The 14761-nt window shown below is 45.1% G+C and carries 18 protein-coding genes; 7 read left to right on the top strand and 11 right to left on the bottom strand.

The features are described from left to right. The 4 genes from MN202_RS20190 to MN202_RS20175 form a co-directional block, all read left to right on the top strand. On the top strand, positions 1 to 1081 hold a 1081-nt coding region (locus MN202_RS20190; RefSeq protein ID WP_335737936.1), incomplete at its 5' end, for a hypothetical protein. 511 nt (positions 1082 to 1592) lie between these two features. Continuing rightward, a complete protein-coding gene (locus MN202_RS20185) occupies positions 1593 to 1874 on the top strand; it encodes a hypothetical protein (RefSeq protein ID WP_335737935.1) in 282 nt (93 codons plus the stop codon). Then, positions 1871 to 2158: a hypothetical protein gene (locus tag MN202_RS20180; protein ID WP_335737934.1), complete on the top strand. Its 288-nt coding sequence runs from the start codon at positions 1871 to 1873 to the stop codon at positions 2156 to 2158. Before MN202_RS20185 ends, MN202_RS20180 begins: the two co-directional genes overlap by 4 nt. After that, entirely contained in the window at positions 2115 to 2711 is a 597-nt protein-coding gene (locus tag MN202_RS20175) for a hypothetical protein (RefSeq protein ID WP_335737933.1), read from the top strand. The genes MN202_RS20180 and MN202_RS20175 overlap by 44 nt, the downstream gene beginning before the upstream one ends. A gap of 367 nt (positions 2712 to 3078) precedes the next feature. Here MN202_RS20175 and MN202_RS20170 read toward each other — a convergent pair whose 3' ends face one another. From MN202_RS20170 to MN202_RS20130, 9 genes are all read right to left on the bottom strand, one after another. Next, positions 3079 to 3591: a hypothetical protein gene (locus tag MN202_RS20170; RefSeq protein WP_335737932.1), complete on the bottom strand. Its 513-nt coding sequence runs from the start codon at positions 3589 to 3591 to the stop codon at positions 3079 to 3081. Continuing rightward, the gene (locus tag MN202_RS20165) at positions 3591 to 4505 is read right to left on the bottom strand and encodes an RHS repeat-associated core domain-containing protein (RefSeq protein ID WP_335737931.1); all 915 of its coding nucleotides are present in this window, start codon (positions 4503 to 4505) and stop codon (positions 3591 to 3593) included. The genes MN202_RS20170 and MN202_RS20165 overlap by 1 nt, the downstream gene beginning before the upstream one ends. Positions 4506 to 4574: 69 nt before the next feature. Continuing rightward, positions 4575 to 5144, bottom strand: a complete 570-nt coding sequence (locus tag MN202_RS20160; RefSeq protein ID WP_335737930.1) for a PIN domain-containing protein — start codon at positions 5142 to 5144, stop codon at positions 4575 to 4577. Further along, positions 5145 to 5597: a helix-turn-helix domain-containing protein gene (locus MN202_RS20155; RefSeq protein ID WP_335737929.1), complete on the bottom strand. Its 453-nt coding sequence runs from the start codon at positions 5595 to 5597 to the stop codon at positions 5145 to 5147. Between the two features lie 125 nt (positions 5598 to 5722). Further along, positions 5723 to 6670, bottom strand: coding sequence for a tyrosine-type recombinase/integrase (locus MN202_RS20150; RefSeq protein ID WP_335737928.1), 948 nt, complete (start codon positions 6668 to 6670; stop codon positions 5723 to 5725). Continuing rightward, positions 6657 to 7136: a hypothetical protein gene (locus MN202_RS20145; RefSeq protein ID WP_335737927.1), complete on the bottom strand. Its 480-nt coding sequence runs from the start codon at positions 7134 to 7136 to the stop codon at positions 6657 to 6659. The genes MN202_RS20150 and MN202_RS20145 overlap by 14 nt, the downstream gene beginning before the upstream one ends. A gap of 35 nt (positions 7137 to 7171) precedes the next feature. Beyond that, complete coding sequence (locus MN202_RS20140) at positions 7172 to 7912, bottom strand: ATP-binding protein (protein ID WP_335737926.1); 741 nt, start codon at positions 7910 to 7912, stop codon at positions 7172 to 7174. An 8-nt stretch (positions 7913 to 7920) separates the two neighbouring features. After that, positions 7921 to 9402: an IS21 family transposase gene (gene istA / locus MN202_RS20135; protein ID WP_335737925.1), complete on the bottom strand. Its 1482-nt coding sequence runs from the start codon at positions 9400 to 9402 to the stop codon at positions 7921 to 7923. 179 nt (positions 9403 to 9581) lie between these two features. Then, positions 9582 to 9890 carry a hypothetical protein gene (locus MN202_RS20130; protein ID WP_335737924.1) on the bottom strand — a complete coding sequence of 103 codons (309 nt, stop codon included), beginning with the start codon at positions 9888 to 9890 and terminating at the stop codon, positions 9582 to 9584. A 157-nt stretch (positions 9891 to 10047) separates the two neighbouring features. On the opposite strand from MN202_RS20130, the gene MN202_RS20125 reads away from it, so the two are divergent. From MN202_RS20125 to MN202_RS20115, 3 genes are all read left to right on the top strand, one after another. Beyond that, complete coding sequence (locus tag MN202_RS20125; RefSeq protein ID WP_335737923.1) at positions 10048 to 11040, top strand: hypothetical protein; 993 nt, start codon at positions 10048 to 10050, stop codon at positions 11038 to 11040. Positions 11041 to 11475: 435 nt separating this feature from the next. Then, complete coding sequence (locus tag MN202_RS20120; RefSeq protein WP_335737922.1) at positions 11476 to 11766, top strand: hypothetical protein; 291 nt, start codon at positions 11476 to 11478, stop codon at positions 11764 to 11766. A 4-nt stretch (positions 11767 to 11770) separates the two neighbouring features. Beyond that, positions 11771 to 11989: a hypothetical protein gene (locus MN202_RS20115; protein ID WP_335737921.1), complete on the top strand. Its 219-nt coding sequence runs from the start codon at positions 11771 to 11773 to the stop codon at positions 11987 to 11989. A 227-nt stretch (positions 11990 to 12216) separates the two neighbouring features. On the opposite strand, the gene MN202_RS20110 is transcribed toward MN202_RS20115, so the two are convergent. Together MN202_RS20110 and MN202_RS20105 are read right to left on the bottom strand one after the other, a co-directional pair. Beyond that, entirely contained in the window at positions 12217 to 12531 is a 315-nt protein-coding gene (locus MN202_RS20110) for a hypothetical protein (protein WP_335737920.1), read from the bottom strand. Between the two features lie 55 nt (positions 12532 to 12586). Next, a partial coding sequence (locus tag MN202_RS20105) for an RHS repeat domain-containing protein (protein WP_335737919.1) occupies positions 12587 to 14761 on the bottom strand: 2175 nt, incomplete at its 5' end.

Raw genomic sequence — 14761 nt, 5'->3', positions numbered from 1 at the left:
ATCCGGAGCGGGAAATTGTACCGACTCAGGCAGCAGCATAAAACCGGAAAATCGGACAACTACCTTGAAAAACTCCGCTACCTGTTCAGGAACAGAGATGAATAAGCTTACGATTGGTAGAGCATCGGAAGTAAATCGCTTAAGAACTCTTTGTTGCTTCAGTTATGCCTGCCAACAGGTAGGCATTGTCATGAATGGTAATCAGATGGAGGCATATTTCAGCAACCCAGTGCTCGAAAACACGGAGCCGTTAGCTCAGGCTCTCAGGACAGGAAAATTCAATAAACTATTGCGCTTTTCCTCTATTCCTTCCGACTCCACTATCAGAGATATCAATGATAAAGTCGCGGGTATTGCAGAGCTGTTTAACGCCCCGTTTTGGCAAGCACTGTATTGCCTCGAATCAGACTCTGGTGATGTTAAGGCGCAGCTTGAGTGTTTAGATCCGGCTGTTATGCCGCATATATTTGAACCTCAGCGAGACGCGTGGGGGGAGCTGGTCAGCAAAGCACTTTTTAAGCGGGACATCGATAACATTTTTAAGATTGGCTCATTTAGCTCATTGAGCGCTTTAATATTGCTTTACTACGCGTTTGACGAACAACGTTGCGAAATTACCCGCCGTTACCTCGAAAAACTGATTGTTGCTGGCTTTATTAATCTCTGTGTGTTGAAAAAAATTCCTTGCATACATTGGCTTATTTTTAGCCGGTTGACGCATTGGCTATTTAAACAAGGAAAGTCTGCTAACAGGTTTATACCCAGCTCTGAGACTGCTTTATCCAAAGCAATCACTCATCGGGTTTTATTTTTAAAAAACTTCGGCAAGATAAAAGCTCGTTTGTCAGAGGAGGATAGAATTCTTCTAATGAGTTTGTTCTCGTTAGGGGGTCAGAAACTCATCCACAGGGAAATAAGCAAACTTTTGAAAGGGAAGAATGTTGTTCCTGCTGCCAAAGATGAGAAGGGGCTGTGCTGGGTTATTAGCAAGCTAAATGCTTCAAGTTTCAGATCAGATAAAGTGCATCTGCTCCCCAGAAATAATAATGTCCAAATTATATCTTCTCCTTCCTTTCACTAAGACTGTCATGGTCCATCATTATCGGTAAGGTGGCCCAGCACAAACCATGTAAATGGTGCAGGCTAAGCACGTAGTTGCTCCAAATTACCAGACTATGGAATTGCAAATTCCGGTACGCTTGAACCAACGACATTAAAATGTTGGAACACTGAAATGGATAGGGACGGCCACTGTACTGGCAATCTTGGACCACCACACTTAGGCGTTATCTTAATGACGAAAAACCACTTAATTACTCTAAAAAAGAAACAAAAACCGAGAGCAGCCTGATAGTCAAATTACTCATGATGAATTACAGCGCTCGAATTATTTTCAATTAAATCAAATGGTTAATGATTTTCATTCTCCCAGCATTAGCTTAGCACACACATTTGTGAAAGACCGTTTTTTCACCAGTGCATGCGTTTTTCGAACAATTGATTCTTGGCAAGTTTGACGCAAATTTTGTAGTGTTGCTGCCTGAGTTTTGGTCTGAGAGGACCACTTATTCCTTCCAGAATAGGGCGGCAGCATGAACGAAAATGACAATGACGAATATGAGCCGTATAACGAAATATTGATGGATGAAGGACTCGGTATCTACCTTGTTGAACTCAATCCTGATGACAATCCCTTCAACAAAATTCACTTGGAGCTGCATCAGTTTCCAGATTATCACATCACGAAATCTCTGAGCGATGATGTTCTGATCCTGCGCTTTCCTCAAAACTATGTCGAAAAAATTGTCGCCTCGTGGCTCAAATACCAACAGCAAAAACTTCTTCAAGCTGCTTGCAAAGGAGAGCAGGAATGAAAGATATCGCACTTTACAAAACGATTTATCTTAACGAATCGACTGGCGTTCATCTTCAACAGTACATCATCGATTGCAAACCCGACGACCTCTATAGGCTTGATCTCATAAACTTTGATGTACTTCAGTTCAGTAAATTCGTTGATGGAGATTTGCTGACATTGCAGCTCACGCCAGACTTGCTGAATAGTTTATGCGAGGCGTGGATTGCTCATCGTCAGGATCAACAGGCACAACAAAATGAAACGAAAACTGATCAGCCAGAACAAAGTGCGACTGTCTGAGCGTTTCAGGCGAAGAGCATTGATAACCAGACCTCTGAGCTTTGATGCGAGCATAGTAACGTTCGACTCAATCAGCAACAGCAAACAGTCTGGCCAGCAGTGCCATCAGAGGCGTCTAGAGCGGCAGCAAAGAATGAACCCACGCCAGCTTAAAAAACTCAGAAAACGCCAACGTAGGACGGGGCTTATAGGCAGCAAATTTGGCGCTATCTGCAAAACACAGTTAAAGCCAGCTATGAGCACTGTCGTTACAAGCTGGTACATTGTTTCGATCATTGATAACGGCGAAGTGCTGGGCAAGGTACTGTGGGGCATTTGCGTTGACGATAGCACTTGCCGATTTGACGCGGGTGACTACATTTGCACATCAAGGATCGTAACGATTATTCCGAGCGAGCGGTTAATAAAAACGCACAGCGGTAGCTCGTATCAAGTGTGTGGTGATGGTACAAAAGCAGATATTCAGGTTGAAGACTTTGAACTACTTAGACAGGGTTTCAGTCCTGAGCAGATCCGTCAAATCAGATTGGCACCAAACGATCATTTAAACTAAACCCCAACCTTGGTAACAACCAATCCCGGTACATCACCATTTCTGGCAAGGGCAGTTGGGTTTGATTTAATTGTTGCCAACCTATCATTGAGCGCTATTCTCATCAAAAAACGGGCTATTTTGATGAGAATAAGCTCTGTATTCTAATCACACTCAGAGCTAGGCCACAAAAAAGCCCCGCCAACACCGAGTGACTGGTGAGGGCGAGGCTTTGGATTCAAAGCAAACCTTAAAACCGTCCAGCTTCACCGAAGCAAAGCTGGACGGATACTCCTGCCAAATTTCAGCTTTTGCTGACAACCGGAGATTGATTAAATATCCAGTTGTCTTGTTAGCCACTATAAAGCAGAAGTCATAATGGGAGAACTCACTCCCACGGGTTGTTCATTTCTCTGCTATACAAATCGAAATCTGAAGGTATTGGCATGTATGAGCTATCTTTTATCCCAATTAATAAATAATAATCATTGTCAAAGCTTAAAGTAACACCACTATTTATGTGGGTAAACTTAAACCAAACAATTCCTCTCAATGCTAACTGAACCATTGAGATTTTATCCAACTCACTCAATATGCCTCTATTCTGAGCTTTCGAAATTACGAACCATTCTGGGTCTAAGAGGCCGTACCTTATCTTATGAAACTCTGCCTCTGTTTCATCGTCAAGATTAATCTCCAGTCCTGATATTTTAAACTCATTGATGTCGTTTTTCACCAGAAAAGAAACAGCGAAATTTAGGTACTGTCTTTCTATCTTGAGGTAATCAGACCATTTTTTCTTATCAACGCATTCATCATCTAGAGCGCTCCATATCGAAGTCCACTCATCCAAATATTTAGGGTTATTTCGATTGTATTTGGAAACATTATAGTACTTCATTATTTTCCTACCCTATTTAAATTAACGTCATACGACCCAGCACGATTATCTAACTTAATATCTCTCGGAGAATTATACCCTTTAAACGCATCTCCACGATGTGAGGTGTTTGAGCGAACTAAATATTTAGGCTGCCCTTTGGGGTTGTAGTATACGGTGTTACTCTGACTGGATAATTGCTTTTGAGGCTTGTATCCTTTTTTTCTTAAAATTTTATCGGCTTCTTTATTGTTCAGTTTTGGATCATTGCTACCTCTATCTGGGTCGTTTGGATCAGGCATTGGACTACCAATTCCCGCAGCATCTCGCATTGACATCAATGGATCAGGTCTGTCGCTACTCATGTTGTGTATAATGATACTGATGCCAACTAGTCCTGCGAGTACATCACCTACAGGAGCTGGGCCGTCAATAGCCACCAACGTGAGCATTAAAGTAGCGCTGCCATACTGCATGCTGTCTCGATTAGCTCTGGAGTAGCAATCAGCATCACAGTGTGCAGTACCAGCATATGTATCTTCACCGGTCTGAACAATTCCTTCGCCTACCCATTTAGCTTCAACACTGTCAGAATTTTTTGTTTGACTCTGTAATTCTGTTGTATTTAGCTGTTGAGTAACCTGAGCTGGCTGTGATGGACTGACACCATTTCCTTTCCCTGCACCTCCAGATGAGATACCTGAAGGTATAGCCCCCGGCTCAGCAAAACCACCGTGATTCGCATCGGTTCTTGCACACACGGTATCAATCTTCGATGCCGCACAACCCATGTACCCAGTCGGATCTGTTCCCGCCAAGGGGTTATTCATTATGTACGAATACGGGTTCAGGCTCTGGCTATTGGTTGGACTTTGAATTACCGGGTCAACCGATAAGAACCTGCCGAGGTTGTAATCATACGCCCGCCCGTTCATATGAATTAATCGGAACGTACCTTGGGATTTGATTTATTGCTGAGCAAAGAAAAGCCCCTTTCGGGGCTTCTACAGTATCATTTCGTATTGGCGTAGTTTAGATACCAGTGTGGGTAGCTTTTGTCGTTGTAGCGAATCTAAATACTCATCAACTGTCATAGGAGGCCTTTTTAACGAACCTCGTTGACGTTGTGCCGCCAGAATTGCTCTACCGGGGTCTAGATCGAACATATCAGCCAGAAACACATCTGGGTGAATAGCAGTTAGTCCGAGAGGCGCAAGACTTTGCTGGGGAAAGTCTTTCAGGTTAAAAGTAATTATCCCTTCAGCTTGCCCTTTAATTGCTGCTGCAACCACATGTCGGTCATCTGGATCAGGTAAATCTATGCCAGCTACAAACTGTTGATAGCCTTCAACCACACAATCTGGTGCATGACTGTTCATCAACTCCCGTGTTTTTTGCAGCTTTTCGGCAGATAGCTGAGGTTGATTATTCAGTAAGTTACGTATCCACTCATCATGTATCTGTTCCGTCCATTTCGCACGGTAAAGACCTGTTTGAGCAAGATACATCAAATAGCTACGTAACGGAGCTGGATACATCACACATGCATCAAGGATTACGGTATAAGTTGTCATTTAATATCCCAAGTTCAACTCCTGATCGAGGGCTGACAATTCATCCAGAGCACTCAGTCGCTTCGCATCAAGGTCTTGTTTATATTTCATCACTTCGACAAATGCGACTTTGCGACGATTACCTGTTCTACTGTGAGCAAGTTCTCCCGAATCCAACAGCTTGATTAAGGTTGGGCGAGACATATTCAACATATCTGCTGCTTCTTGCGTTGTCAGTTCTGCATGGATAGGTGTAATGCTTACACTGTTCCCTTGCCCAAGCTGGGTCAGCACTTCGATCATTAATTTAACAGCGCTGGCAGGAAGCTTTACAGAATGGGTCTCCCCATCCTTACCTACCACATTAAAATTTTGTACATCACCATTCGCTTTCAATACAGCAGAAAGCTCTTGGCTGCTTAACTTTGCCAATGCAATTTCTTCAGCACTCGGTAATGATTGTACATTCAACATTTTGATAATCTCTGTCGGTTTCACGGTTTCACGGTTTCACCAAATTATCCGCAATATTCGAAATATTGTCAAGTTTTCGAAATATTCGCAATGCGTGCTTGAAGTAACCCTCTGAACCTGCGGCTTCACAATCGGGCTGCGGGATGCGTTTTGTTGTACACCTCACGAAGTTTCTCAATGCTTACATGAACGTAGATTTGTGTCGTTGATAAATCAGCATGCCCCAAAAATTCTTGTACATACCGAATGTCCGCGCCGTTATCCACCATGTGTGTCGCGGCAGCATGACGATACTGATTACAGGCACCGGATTTTTGCACGCCAGACAAACGAATGTACTTTGCGACTAACTCCGAAAGTTGCGCTGCTCTGTAGGGCTTTCCGCTGTTGGCCAAGAACAATGACCTGTCAGACAGTTCGTTCATCAGGCTGGGACGCACCTCTTTTAAATAACGATAAATCCACTGACATGCGCTTATGGCGATAGGGACATAGCGGTCTTTATGACCTTTTCCCTGATCAACCCTGAGTTGACGTTGCACAAAATCAATATCCTCTACCTTGAGTTTTCGTAACTCATTGCGGCGAATCCCGCTTGCGTAATACGTTTGCATGATTGCTCGGTCACGAATGCCCTTCAAACCATAAAGCGTTGATTGCTCCAGCACTTTTTGCACTTCTCCTTCACTTAGTACGGGTTTGGGCAATCGCCTGCCCAGACGGGGTAACTCAAAGTGCTCACAGGGGTTGTGTGATAACACCGCTTTTCGGGTGAGAATTCGCATCATCACACTAATGGATGTCAGTCGATAGCGTATCGTTCCTAATGCAAGGGGCTGGCCATCAAAAGGCTTACGATATCGGTTCAGATACTGCTGATAACTGTCGAGCACGTTTGTATCAATCTGACTGACGAGCGTGATGCCAAGCGGCAATGCCCAAGCTTCAAAGAGTCTTATCGCGTCATCTTTGCTCTGAACCGTATTTTCACTTTGTCCCTTAGCCCTGCAATAGTCTAGGTAATACTGAGCACACACAGAAAAACCCAAGCTATCCGGTTTAGTGAGTAACATACCGCTTCCCCCACGCCATAAGCTCGAATGTGACCGGAGCGTGATATACCGAATGTCGATACCACTGAATAATCCTTGGCGCTGGGCGACTGGGGCAAATCAGCTTAACACCACAGGCGGCCACAATACTGTCATTGTGATGCACGGCTTCAACAATGCAGCCCCGAAACAGCTCATGACCATTGATGTTGGTAAGGCCTAGTTTTCTCAGTGCTCCGCGAAACTCTGCCCCCTCAGCGTGCTCAATTGGTTTGACGTATCGGTTTAATTTGTGATCACAAATACCAATTTTACGTTCCTGTATAACCCTCTCGTTGATACCACGACGCACCAGTTTTAACATGGCATCGGTATTAGCCAATAGCCGTTGGTGATAGATATCGAAAAGCTGCATCAGATAAAGGTTGTCAAAATCAATAGGCGCGAGTATTTGCTCAAACTCAGCGATGTATATTTCTGATTGCATCTGAATGCCCCTTAACTGGTTAGGCTTATTACCACTTAATGAGTGTGTTGCATGTTTTTTGGCGGAGCTATTGGCAATAATGACACGCAATGGCTTCGATTGAGCAGGCTGTTAATAATCGCCGACTGAGCCTTACGCATATTCAGTTGAGTAAATGGCAACAAGACGTAATCTCTGGCAGCAACAATCAAACTAACGCTCCCGACCAAATCACCCAGTAAATCCAATATCAGGCTGGCGACAAGCGGCGTTATGGGCTTGCATCCCCAGTTATCTATGCATATAACCTCGTATTGCAAATATGACTGATGAAGTTCACGCAGGCTTTGCTGAATGCGTGTTAACGCCAAATCCTCAACTACCTCATCAAAGGTCAGATAGCGGACTTTTTTAGTTGCTTCAATAGCGCCAACCAACAGAGCGCTGGCAATATAGGTTTTGCCTGAGCGCTCTTCGCCTTCAATAATGATGCAGTGTTGATTCTCATACCAATACCCCCGAAACAAGGCTTTAATTTCGTGCTCATTCACTGCACGAAATCCGGTATATTGCACATGACTCTGATGGGCATGTGGATAGGGGATTTTGGCTTTTTTGAGTCCGTTTGACAGGTGTCGCTGCTCCCGATGAGACTGCTCGCACTCAAGCAAAAACGCGATGGTGTCGATAACGTCCTTTCCTACCTCTCCAACAGGGTAACAAAGTGACTCACAGCCCTCCGCCATCCCTTTTAGCCTTAATGAACGCATTAACGATGCACAGTCTTGAATATTCATAATGCCCCCTAATGTAATGGCTGATTGTTATTTGTTGGATTAAGCATGGCCTGCATAAAACGCAACGAACTGACAGAGCATGCAGCAGCCTGGGCTGCTGCTGTTTCAAAAGCGTCCCGCCCATGCTTGGCAAGCAAGGATTTAAATGCGCTGCAACGGGCTTTCACATCAGGCGTACTGTCATTTGTACCGTTAAACTGCGCCTCAATAAGCGTAGTTGTCGCAGGCCCGATACCTTTAGCCCACTGCAATAGTTGGTCATGATTTAACTGTACATACTCCCGGTGTTTGGCTGGCATATGTGAGGGCAATATTGTGATGCCGCCTTTCTGTGAAGATATGGCATGCTCGGCACACAGTTCGCCGTCATAAAAGCAATAAATCTGCTGCGTGGTGGCTTTGACATCTACCGTTTTGCCTATTAGCTGGTGAGGTACGGAGTACAGGTGATTGTCGTAATTAATCAAGTACTGCTTTGATACTTTGCGTTTCACCCGCTTAATATAAACAACCAGTTCTGTTGCGAGGCATGGAGTTAATGCGTGGCGCTCTTTGTCTTCAAATAAGGAAGCGCGGCTTCCATCCATTTTGCTAAAAGGTTTGTCATTAAACTCTTTGAGCAACACTAAGATCGCAGCGTTTAACTCATCAATCGAAAAAAAGACCTGATTTTTAAGCTTGTTAAGGATGCTGCGGTAAGTCAGCCAGACTAAATTTTCAACTCTTGCTTTGTCTTTAGGGCGATAGGCACGAGCAGGCATAATTGTTGTGCCAAAATGCAATCCCATCTCGGCATAGAGCGAATTAAGCACGGGTGTTATACCCGGCTTAATAACTGCGGCCTTCAAATTGTCTGGCACAACAAATTGTGTCGCTCCGCCAAAGAAGGTGAACATGGCACTATGTGCATTCGCAAAATCCTCTTGTGATTGTGAAGCGCAGGCATAAACAAAGGCATAGGATGAATAACCTAATATGCCGGTAAAGATTTCAACCTTGACCTTCTGTCCGGTAAGGGGATTGGTAATACAGGGCTTTTTGCCGACAAAATCAACAAACGTCACTTCCCCCGGCTGGTACTGAAAGGACATGGAAGGCTCTTGCTTATGTTCAAACTCAGCAAATCCTTCGTAATAGGTAGAAAGAGAGACAACAGGGCGCTGCGCCTCGTCACAGTATATTTTATAGGCCGCTTGCTTTGTCATTGAATACTGCCTGATCAGGCTGCTAAGCCTTGGGTAATCCGGTACTGCTTTTAACGTGATGGCATCTTTTGTGTCTTGCAGTGCGCTAAGTAACGCTGAGTCTGGCATATGTTGTGCGTTTTTAAAGCGCTCAGGTGTCTGCCGAACCTTATCAATCACTTTCGTCACCGTGGGGCGTGAAATGTGTACATTGCGTGCCAGTCGGCGAATGGACAGTGGCGTGCCTTTTTGCAAAGCGACCAGCGCTGCGCAGGCAATAATACGTTTTTCATCAATTGCATTCATATAAACCTCACCCTATGTTGTCAGCCACAACGAAATATTTGTTGCGCACTTTCGGCTCAACAAAAAATCCGTCGATATGGCCTTGCGTAACCCGCAACACAGGACTACATTTACAGTTGTTCAGGGCTGTAAAATGCAGTCCAAAAAAGCCGATGAGTTAGCGCTCTCGGCTTTTTGCTTTATGCGTCGTTGGATTGTTCATCTATCAGTTGAGTGCCATCGTCCGCTGCAAGTCTGCGCGTGGACAACCACAGTGCAACATCTTCAGTCAAAGCATAATTTCCCCGCCGCTTATCCAGTTGAAATACCTGTACCGGAAGTGCGCCGTTAGATTTGGCCTTTCTGAATCCGTTAACAGAAGCAAAGCCAAGCACCTCATACAGCGCATCACCAAATAGCAGCACGCCATATTTACGCAACAAGGCTTGTCTGATGGAGTCTGCCAATAAGAAATGCATCAGTGCGTCATTCTCTGTACCGCCATTCATGTCTATTCCTAATTAATCGCATACAAGGGCATTAAGCCTAGATTGCTGCTGTCTGAAATCTCCAGAGGGATTAAAAAATTAATTAAATCCCTCCCAAGCGAACCGCGCCAAACAAATGGACTAAACTCAATAAACGTGGGGGCTGCGGAGCGCTCCGTTGGGACGAAAAGCTTTCTGCATACTTAACATCGCCACAAGGCAGCATGCTCTGAGTTTCTTAACCTTGTTAAGGCTTAAGGTGTCGCCCAAGGCCTATGAGTTGGTGTTGAACAAGCGGATATATTCTGAGTACCGTCAGAAATTTGAAAAAAGCGGCATTGGTGATGATCACATCAAAGGACGCACAAATTGCAGCGAGCAAATGATGGCGGTATGCCAATTAGTTGCGGCTAAAAAGTGCGTCCGACTGGATAATGCTCTGTCTCGTGAGTTTTATCAGGTCATAGCCGCAATGGAGGCTGGAGCCGAACCTGAAGACTTGCTTTTACTCTTCTCCCGTGAAGGCAAAGCGGCTGTGATTGAACTCTGTTATCTGTTTTCACATAACCAGAGCGACATCCTCGATGCAGTTATCCGATTTTCCCGCATCATTCTGGCCGACGAATTGCTGGCCGCGATCATTGTCAGCTATTGCTTTGCAACCAAGTTGCTGTGCAGACCTGTTGGTGCTGATTTGCAGGTTGTGGATGCGCTCATCCACTTCAGCAAACGGTACACTGACTTATCGTTAGTGACCAAAGAGCTGAACAACTACTTTGCCTACTATCTTAACTACGGATATGGTTTTGACCTTCTTGTTCGAAAAGCCGATGCCATAAGCCGATATCATTGGTTTGACGGTTTTAATAAGAGCGTAGTTTTCGACGTCATATTCGGCACCAGATTTGAACAACTGGAATTTGCGTCAGAGTGTAAAAAGCGGGAGTTCACTCTGCGATTTCTACTCGCGGATATGGATTTACTCAATGACAATATTAATTACTTGGAAGGCGAACCCTCAGTTCAATGGCGTGATGGAGAGAGGGGTTTTCATTTTGTTTATACCGCGCTGAACCTACCGTTTATAAAAATAACCGACGAAGTGCCCCCATCGTTTGTGCCATACCTTATTCGGGGTCGCGTAGCCCCTCGACCCTCTATAGCCACCTAATACTGAACTAAATACAATCTATTATAAATGATGCATTGATTTTTATTGGAGTGGTAAACCTTGTCGGAATACTGGTAAAGGTATAACTGGAACAAGAGGCAAGTTTTACTGGACTATGCAGTTGCATATTCCAAGCAAACTTAACCACCAGTCCGACAGGGGTTGCCAGTTAAAACACAAAAGGCAAAAAGTGCAACACGCCAGATAAACGGCAAAAAAGCCTGAAATCGGGCGATGTTTTCAGCCTACTCATTACGCCCAAAAACCTGCGAAAAACCACCAATCAGATCTGGGCTAAATACAGGAACGGTAATCAACATTTTGACCAATACTGGTCAACCTACCTAAATGGAAAACCACTTGCTCGCTTCAGCGCAATACTAGGTGCGTACCGTTAGTTATACTTGCTGAGTAACAACAATAGGGTGTATCACCATGCCATACTGTCACACTGCATTTCACACGGTACTGCCAGAGCAGGTTGAAACGCTGCTATCGGCGTTGACACAAGAGCATTTTGTCGGAGGGCGCGCAGCTTATCGCCTAATGGATGGCAGTTATGCCATTGATGCAGGCGAAAATGACATTCGTGCCATTTATGATGAAAAGATCGCTGCCATAAAATTCCTCTGTCGCTATCAACGTGACATGCCGTTTTACGACAAGAAGCTTCAGTCTTTTGCGGCTAAGCATGGCTTACATTCAATCACTGCCTATGGGAGCTAGTATTGTGACCAATAAGCTTGACGTATTGGCGTTATCTGAAGAAGTGGCGCGGGATAGCCAATCTGGGAAGTTAAGCCGTAATTTGTTGGCTAAAGGGCAGACGCTATACGGCAAAGCGCCAGATTTTCCTGAACATCTTGTTCGAACCACGCCCGATGGTAAAAAGTCACTTGGCCATTGGCATAATGATGAGTTTGTTGAAACCGCTTGCCTGCTACAGTAACAAAAAAGCCCCACCAACACAGAGTGACTGGTGAGGGCGAGGCTTTGGATTCAAAGCAAACCTAAAAACCGTCCAGCTTCACCGAAGCCTAGCTGGACGGATACTCCTGCCAAATTTCAGCTTTTGCTGACAACCGGAGATTGATCAAATCTCAAACAAAATCCGGTTGTTTTTATTCAGCTCTATCGTGCGAACGGTATGAATGAGCCAGTATTAGAAAGACACAGTCAATTAAGTTTCAAATTAAAGGCGCGAGATTTAACTTCGTCTGCGAACAGATCAAAATTAAACTTATCAATAACGCCTACTTCATTGATTTTTTCTGAAGTTTGAATTACCAATATACCTCCTTCCTTCATTTCTTTGTAGCTAATGGACTCTACATCAGAAAATCTGATTAAATACTTATATCTCAATCCCTTGACTGTAATTTCTTCACCTTTCCCATCAAATGCCACTGTAACATCATCAGATTTACCGACAAATTGAAGTGCATAAGTCGAACCATACGAGTATGACCTGCTATAGGTTAGTTTATCCACATGCTCCTCCCCGCAGGCCACTAGAACCATTATGAAAGCATACAATACTAAACTCTTAGTTTTTATCAAAACTACCTCCCATATCATAGAATAAAAAATAAGGTGTTTTGCTATTACCGTATGATTGCCCAGTTGCCCGTAGTACATGTGTAGCAAATGAACCGCACATACGACTTCGGCCCCTGTAAGGAGTCGAATTCCAATTAGATATGGCGCTCACTCCATTTTGATACTGTTCTTTAGTCAAGCCAAATGAACGTGACGCAAATTGACCACCTTGCTTCCCCGGATCTGCCCCAGTTGCCTGCCAAGATTTAAATCTTGAATAATAGCTCTCTTCATCTGACAGTGCTCCCTCTAAAGGAGCGTCAAGAATAAAGTCATTTTCAGACGCGCCGTATTTCGGCCAAAAGCCTTTGGCGAACTCCCCATTCGGCCCTCTAAAAATAACGAATGCGTGTCCAATCAAATCTGTTTTCTTGTCTAGGTGAGCAACCAATGTGATAGAGTATTCAGACTCTTTCGCTTTAGATGCCTCCGCCGAATCCACTTGGTCATTGAGTCTGTTGATTTTTAAATTAGTCTCACTAGTATTTGTTACGGACTCTTCACTGGATATATTATTTTCGGCAGACATTGTCGTCTTATTCTGCTGCCCTTCAATATCTACCGTACCACCACCTGAAACATTAGCCTTTAATGACGCCACATTATGCTCAGTGCCATTTGCCATCGTCAGCGTCAAAGTGCCACCAGAATTGGAGAGCGTATCTCCGTTCCCATTGGTGATAGTAAAGTCTTCACCCGGTGATGAAACTTCACCCTTACTTGTTGGTGCGGTGGAGCTGCAAGTTAACCGACTGCTACAATTCTCTACAGCAATATACCCAGTCGGATCTGTTCCCGCCAACGGGTTATTCATAATGTAGGAATAAGGGTTCAGACTCTGCGAGTTTGACGGACTCTGTATAAACGGGTCAACACTCAAAAACCTGCCGAGGTTGTAATCATACGCCCGACCGTTCATATGGATTAGCTCTGCTTCATCCAGATGACGGTGGTCGGTAAAGCCGCGTCGGGTGATACCGGCATTGCTGATACCGGCGATGTCGGTAAAGTTTATCTGCCGCGGCCGGTGAGCAGGCTCCATTAACGCACCGCTGATGGCGCGTGGCTTACCAAAGGCGTCGTAATGGCGCCGCCCGGTAACCTGGCCATTATGGTCGGTAAAGGTAATGCTGCTGCCCAAACGGTCTTTATGGCTGTAGGCAATACGATGGCCATCTTCGCTGTTATGGCTAACTATGGCTACCTCATCCAGATACACCTTCCAGCTGCCGTCACTGCTTTGCTCGTAGGCTTTGTCTATCTCGTAAGTGGTTAAACCATCACGAACTTCTTTTAGCCGCTCTAAGTTAGCACCATAGGTAAAGCTGAACGTACTGCTGCCGCGGCTTATCTGTGTCGGCTGTTTAAAGCTGTTGTAGCTGATGGTTAAACCATCACCGCTTATCAGGTTGCCTTCATTGTCGTAACTGAAGTTAACCGTGCTGCCATCAGTTTTAGTGACACGGCGTACCGCATTGGCACCGGCATTACCACCGAGGTTTTTCGCCCGGTTACCGTACTGATAGTTATTGCCATAGTCTGACTTACTCAGCAGGTTACCCACAGCATCATAAGTAAAGGAAACTGCTGCCGACACACCGGCGGCGCTGGTGGTTTGGCTTTCCAACCGGTGCAGGTTGTCGTAGATATAGCTTTCGTTTACGCCGGTGGCGCCGTTGCTGTACCCGCGCAAATTACCAAAGTTATCGTAGTTGGTGTAGTTAAGCTCATGTACCGCTACACCACCAACCCTGGCTTCCAGGCTTTGTACCCAGCCGGTAGCGCTGTCGTAGTGGCGATACTCGGTGACACCGTTACCCAAATTGGCCTGGGTAATGTTGCCAAAGGCATCCTGCGCGATATGCTGCCGATACACATAACCACTGGCCGCGTTTTTCTCCCACTCGACATAGCCGAAGTCGTTGTACTCGTACGCCAGCTTCAGGCCGTTAGGGTAGCTACGGCTTAGCAGCTGGCCACTTTGGCTGTGGTACTGGTAGTGCTGGCTAAACTGCTCGCCGTCTATCTGTACCGTGTTGCTGGTTAGCCTGCTGAAGGCATCATAACCAAAGCTGCGCACTACACCGGCGCTGCTTTCGCTTGCCGGTAAGCCTTTTTTAAT

This window comes from Rheinheimera muenzenbergensis, assembly GCF_036984005.1.
GTDB classification, from domain to species: domain Bacteria; phylum Pseudomonadota; class Gammaproteobacteria; order Enterobacterales; family Alteromonadaceae; genus Alishewanella; species Alishewanella muenzenbergensis.
Note: the sequence above shows the minus strand (reverse complement) of the source record. Positions and strands in the feature narration are given on the sequence as shown.

Excerpts from the sequence above, each read along its gene's own strand:
- MN202_RS20185 (WP_335737935.1), top strand. The coding sequence starts at position 1,593 with ATGAACGAAAATGACAATGACGAATATGAGCCGTATAACGAAATATTG.
- MN202_RS20180 (WP_335737934.1), top strand. The coding sequence starts at position 1,871 with ATGAAAGATATCGCACTTTACAAAACGATTTATCTTAACGAATCGACT.
- MN202_RS20175 (WP_335737933.1), top strand. The coding sequence starts at position 2,115 with ATGAAACGAAAACTGATCAGCCAGAACAAAGTGCGACTGTCTGAGCGT.
- MN202_RS20170 (WP_335737932.1), bottom strand. The coding sequence starts at position 3,591 with ATGAAGTACTATAATGTTTCCAAATACAATCGAAATAACCCTAAATAT.
- MN202_RS20165 (WP_335737931.1), bottom strand. The coding sequence starts at position 4,505 with ATGAACGGGCGGGCGTATGATTACAACCTCGGCAGGTTCTTATCGGTT.
- MN202_RS20160 (WP_335737930.1), bottom strand. The coding sequence starts at position 5,144 with ATGACAACTTATACCGTAATCCTTGATGCATGTGTGATGTATCCAGCT.
- MN202_RS20155 (WP_335737929.1), bottom strand. The coding sequence starts at position 5,597 with ATGTTGAATGTACAATCATTACCGAGTGCTGAAGAAATTGCATTGGCA.
- MN202_RS20150 (WP_335737928.1), bottom strand. The coding sequence starts at position 6,670 with ATGTTACTCACTAAACCGGATAGCTTGGGTTTTTCTGTGTGTGCTCAG.
- MN202_RS20145 (WP_335737927.1), bottom strand. The coding sequence starts at position 7,136 with ATGCAATCAGAAATATACATCGCTGAGTTTGAGCAAATACTCGCGCCT.
- MN202_RS20140 (WP_335737926.1), bottom strand. The coding sequence starts at position 7,912 with ATGAATATTCAAGACTGTGCATCGTTAATGCGTTCATTAAGGCTAAAA.
- istA (WP_335737925.1), bottom strand. The coding sequence starts at position 9,402 with ATGAATGCAATTGATGAAAAACGTATTATTGCCTGCGCAGCGCTGGTC.
- MN202_RS20130 (WP_335737924.1), bottom strand. The coding sequence starts at position 9,890 with ATGAATGGCGGTACAGAGAATGACGCACTGATGCATTTCTTATTGGCA.
- MN202_RS20120 (WP_335737922.1), top strand. The coding sequence starts at position 11,476 with ATGCCATACTGTCACACTGCATTTCACACGGTACTGCCAGAGCAGGTT.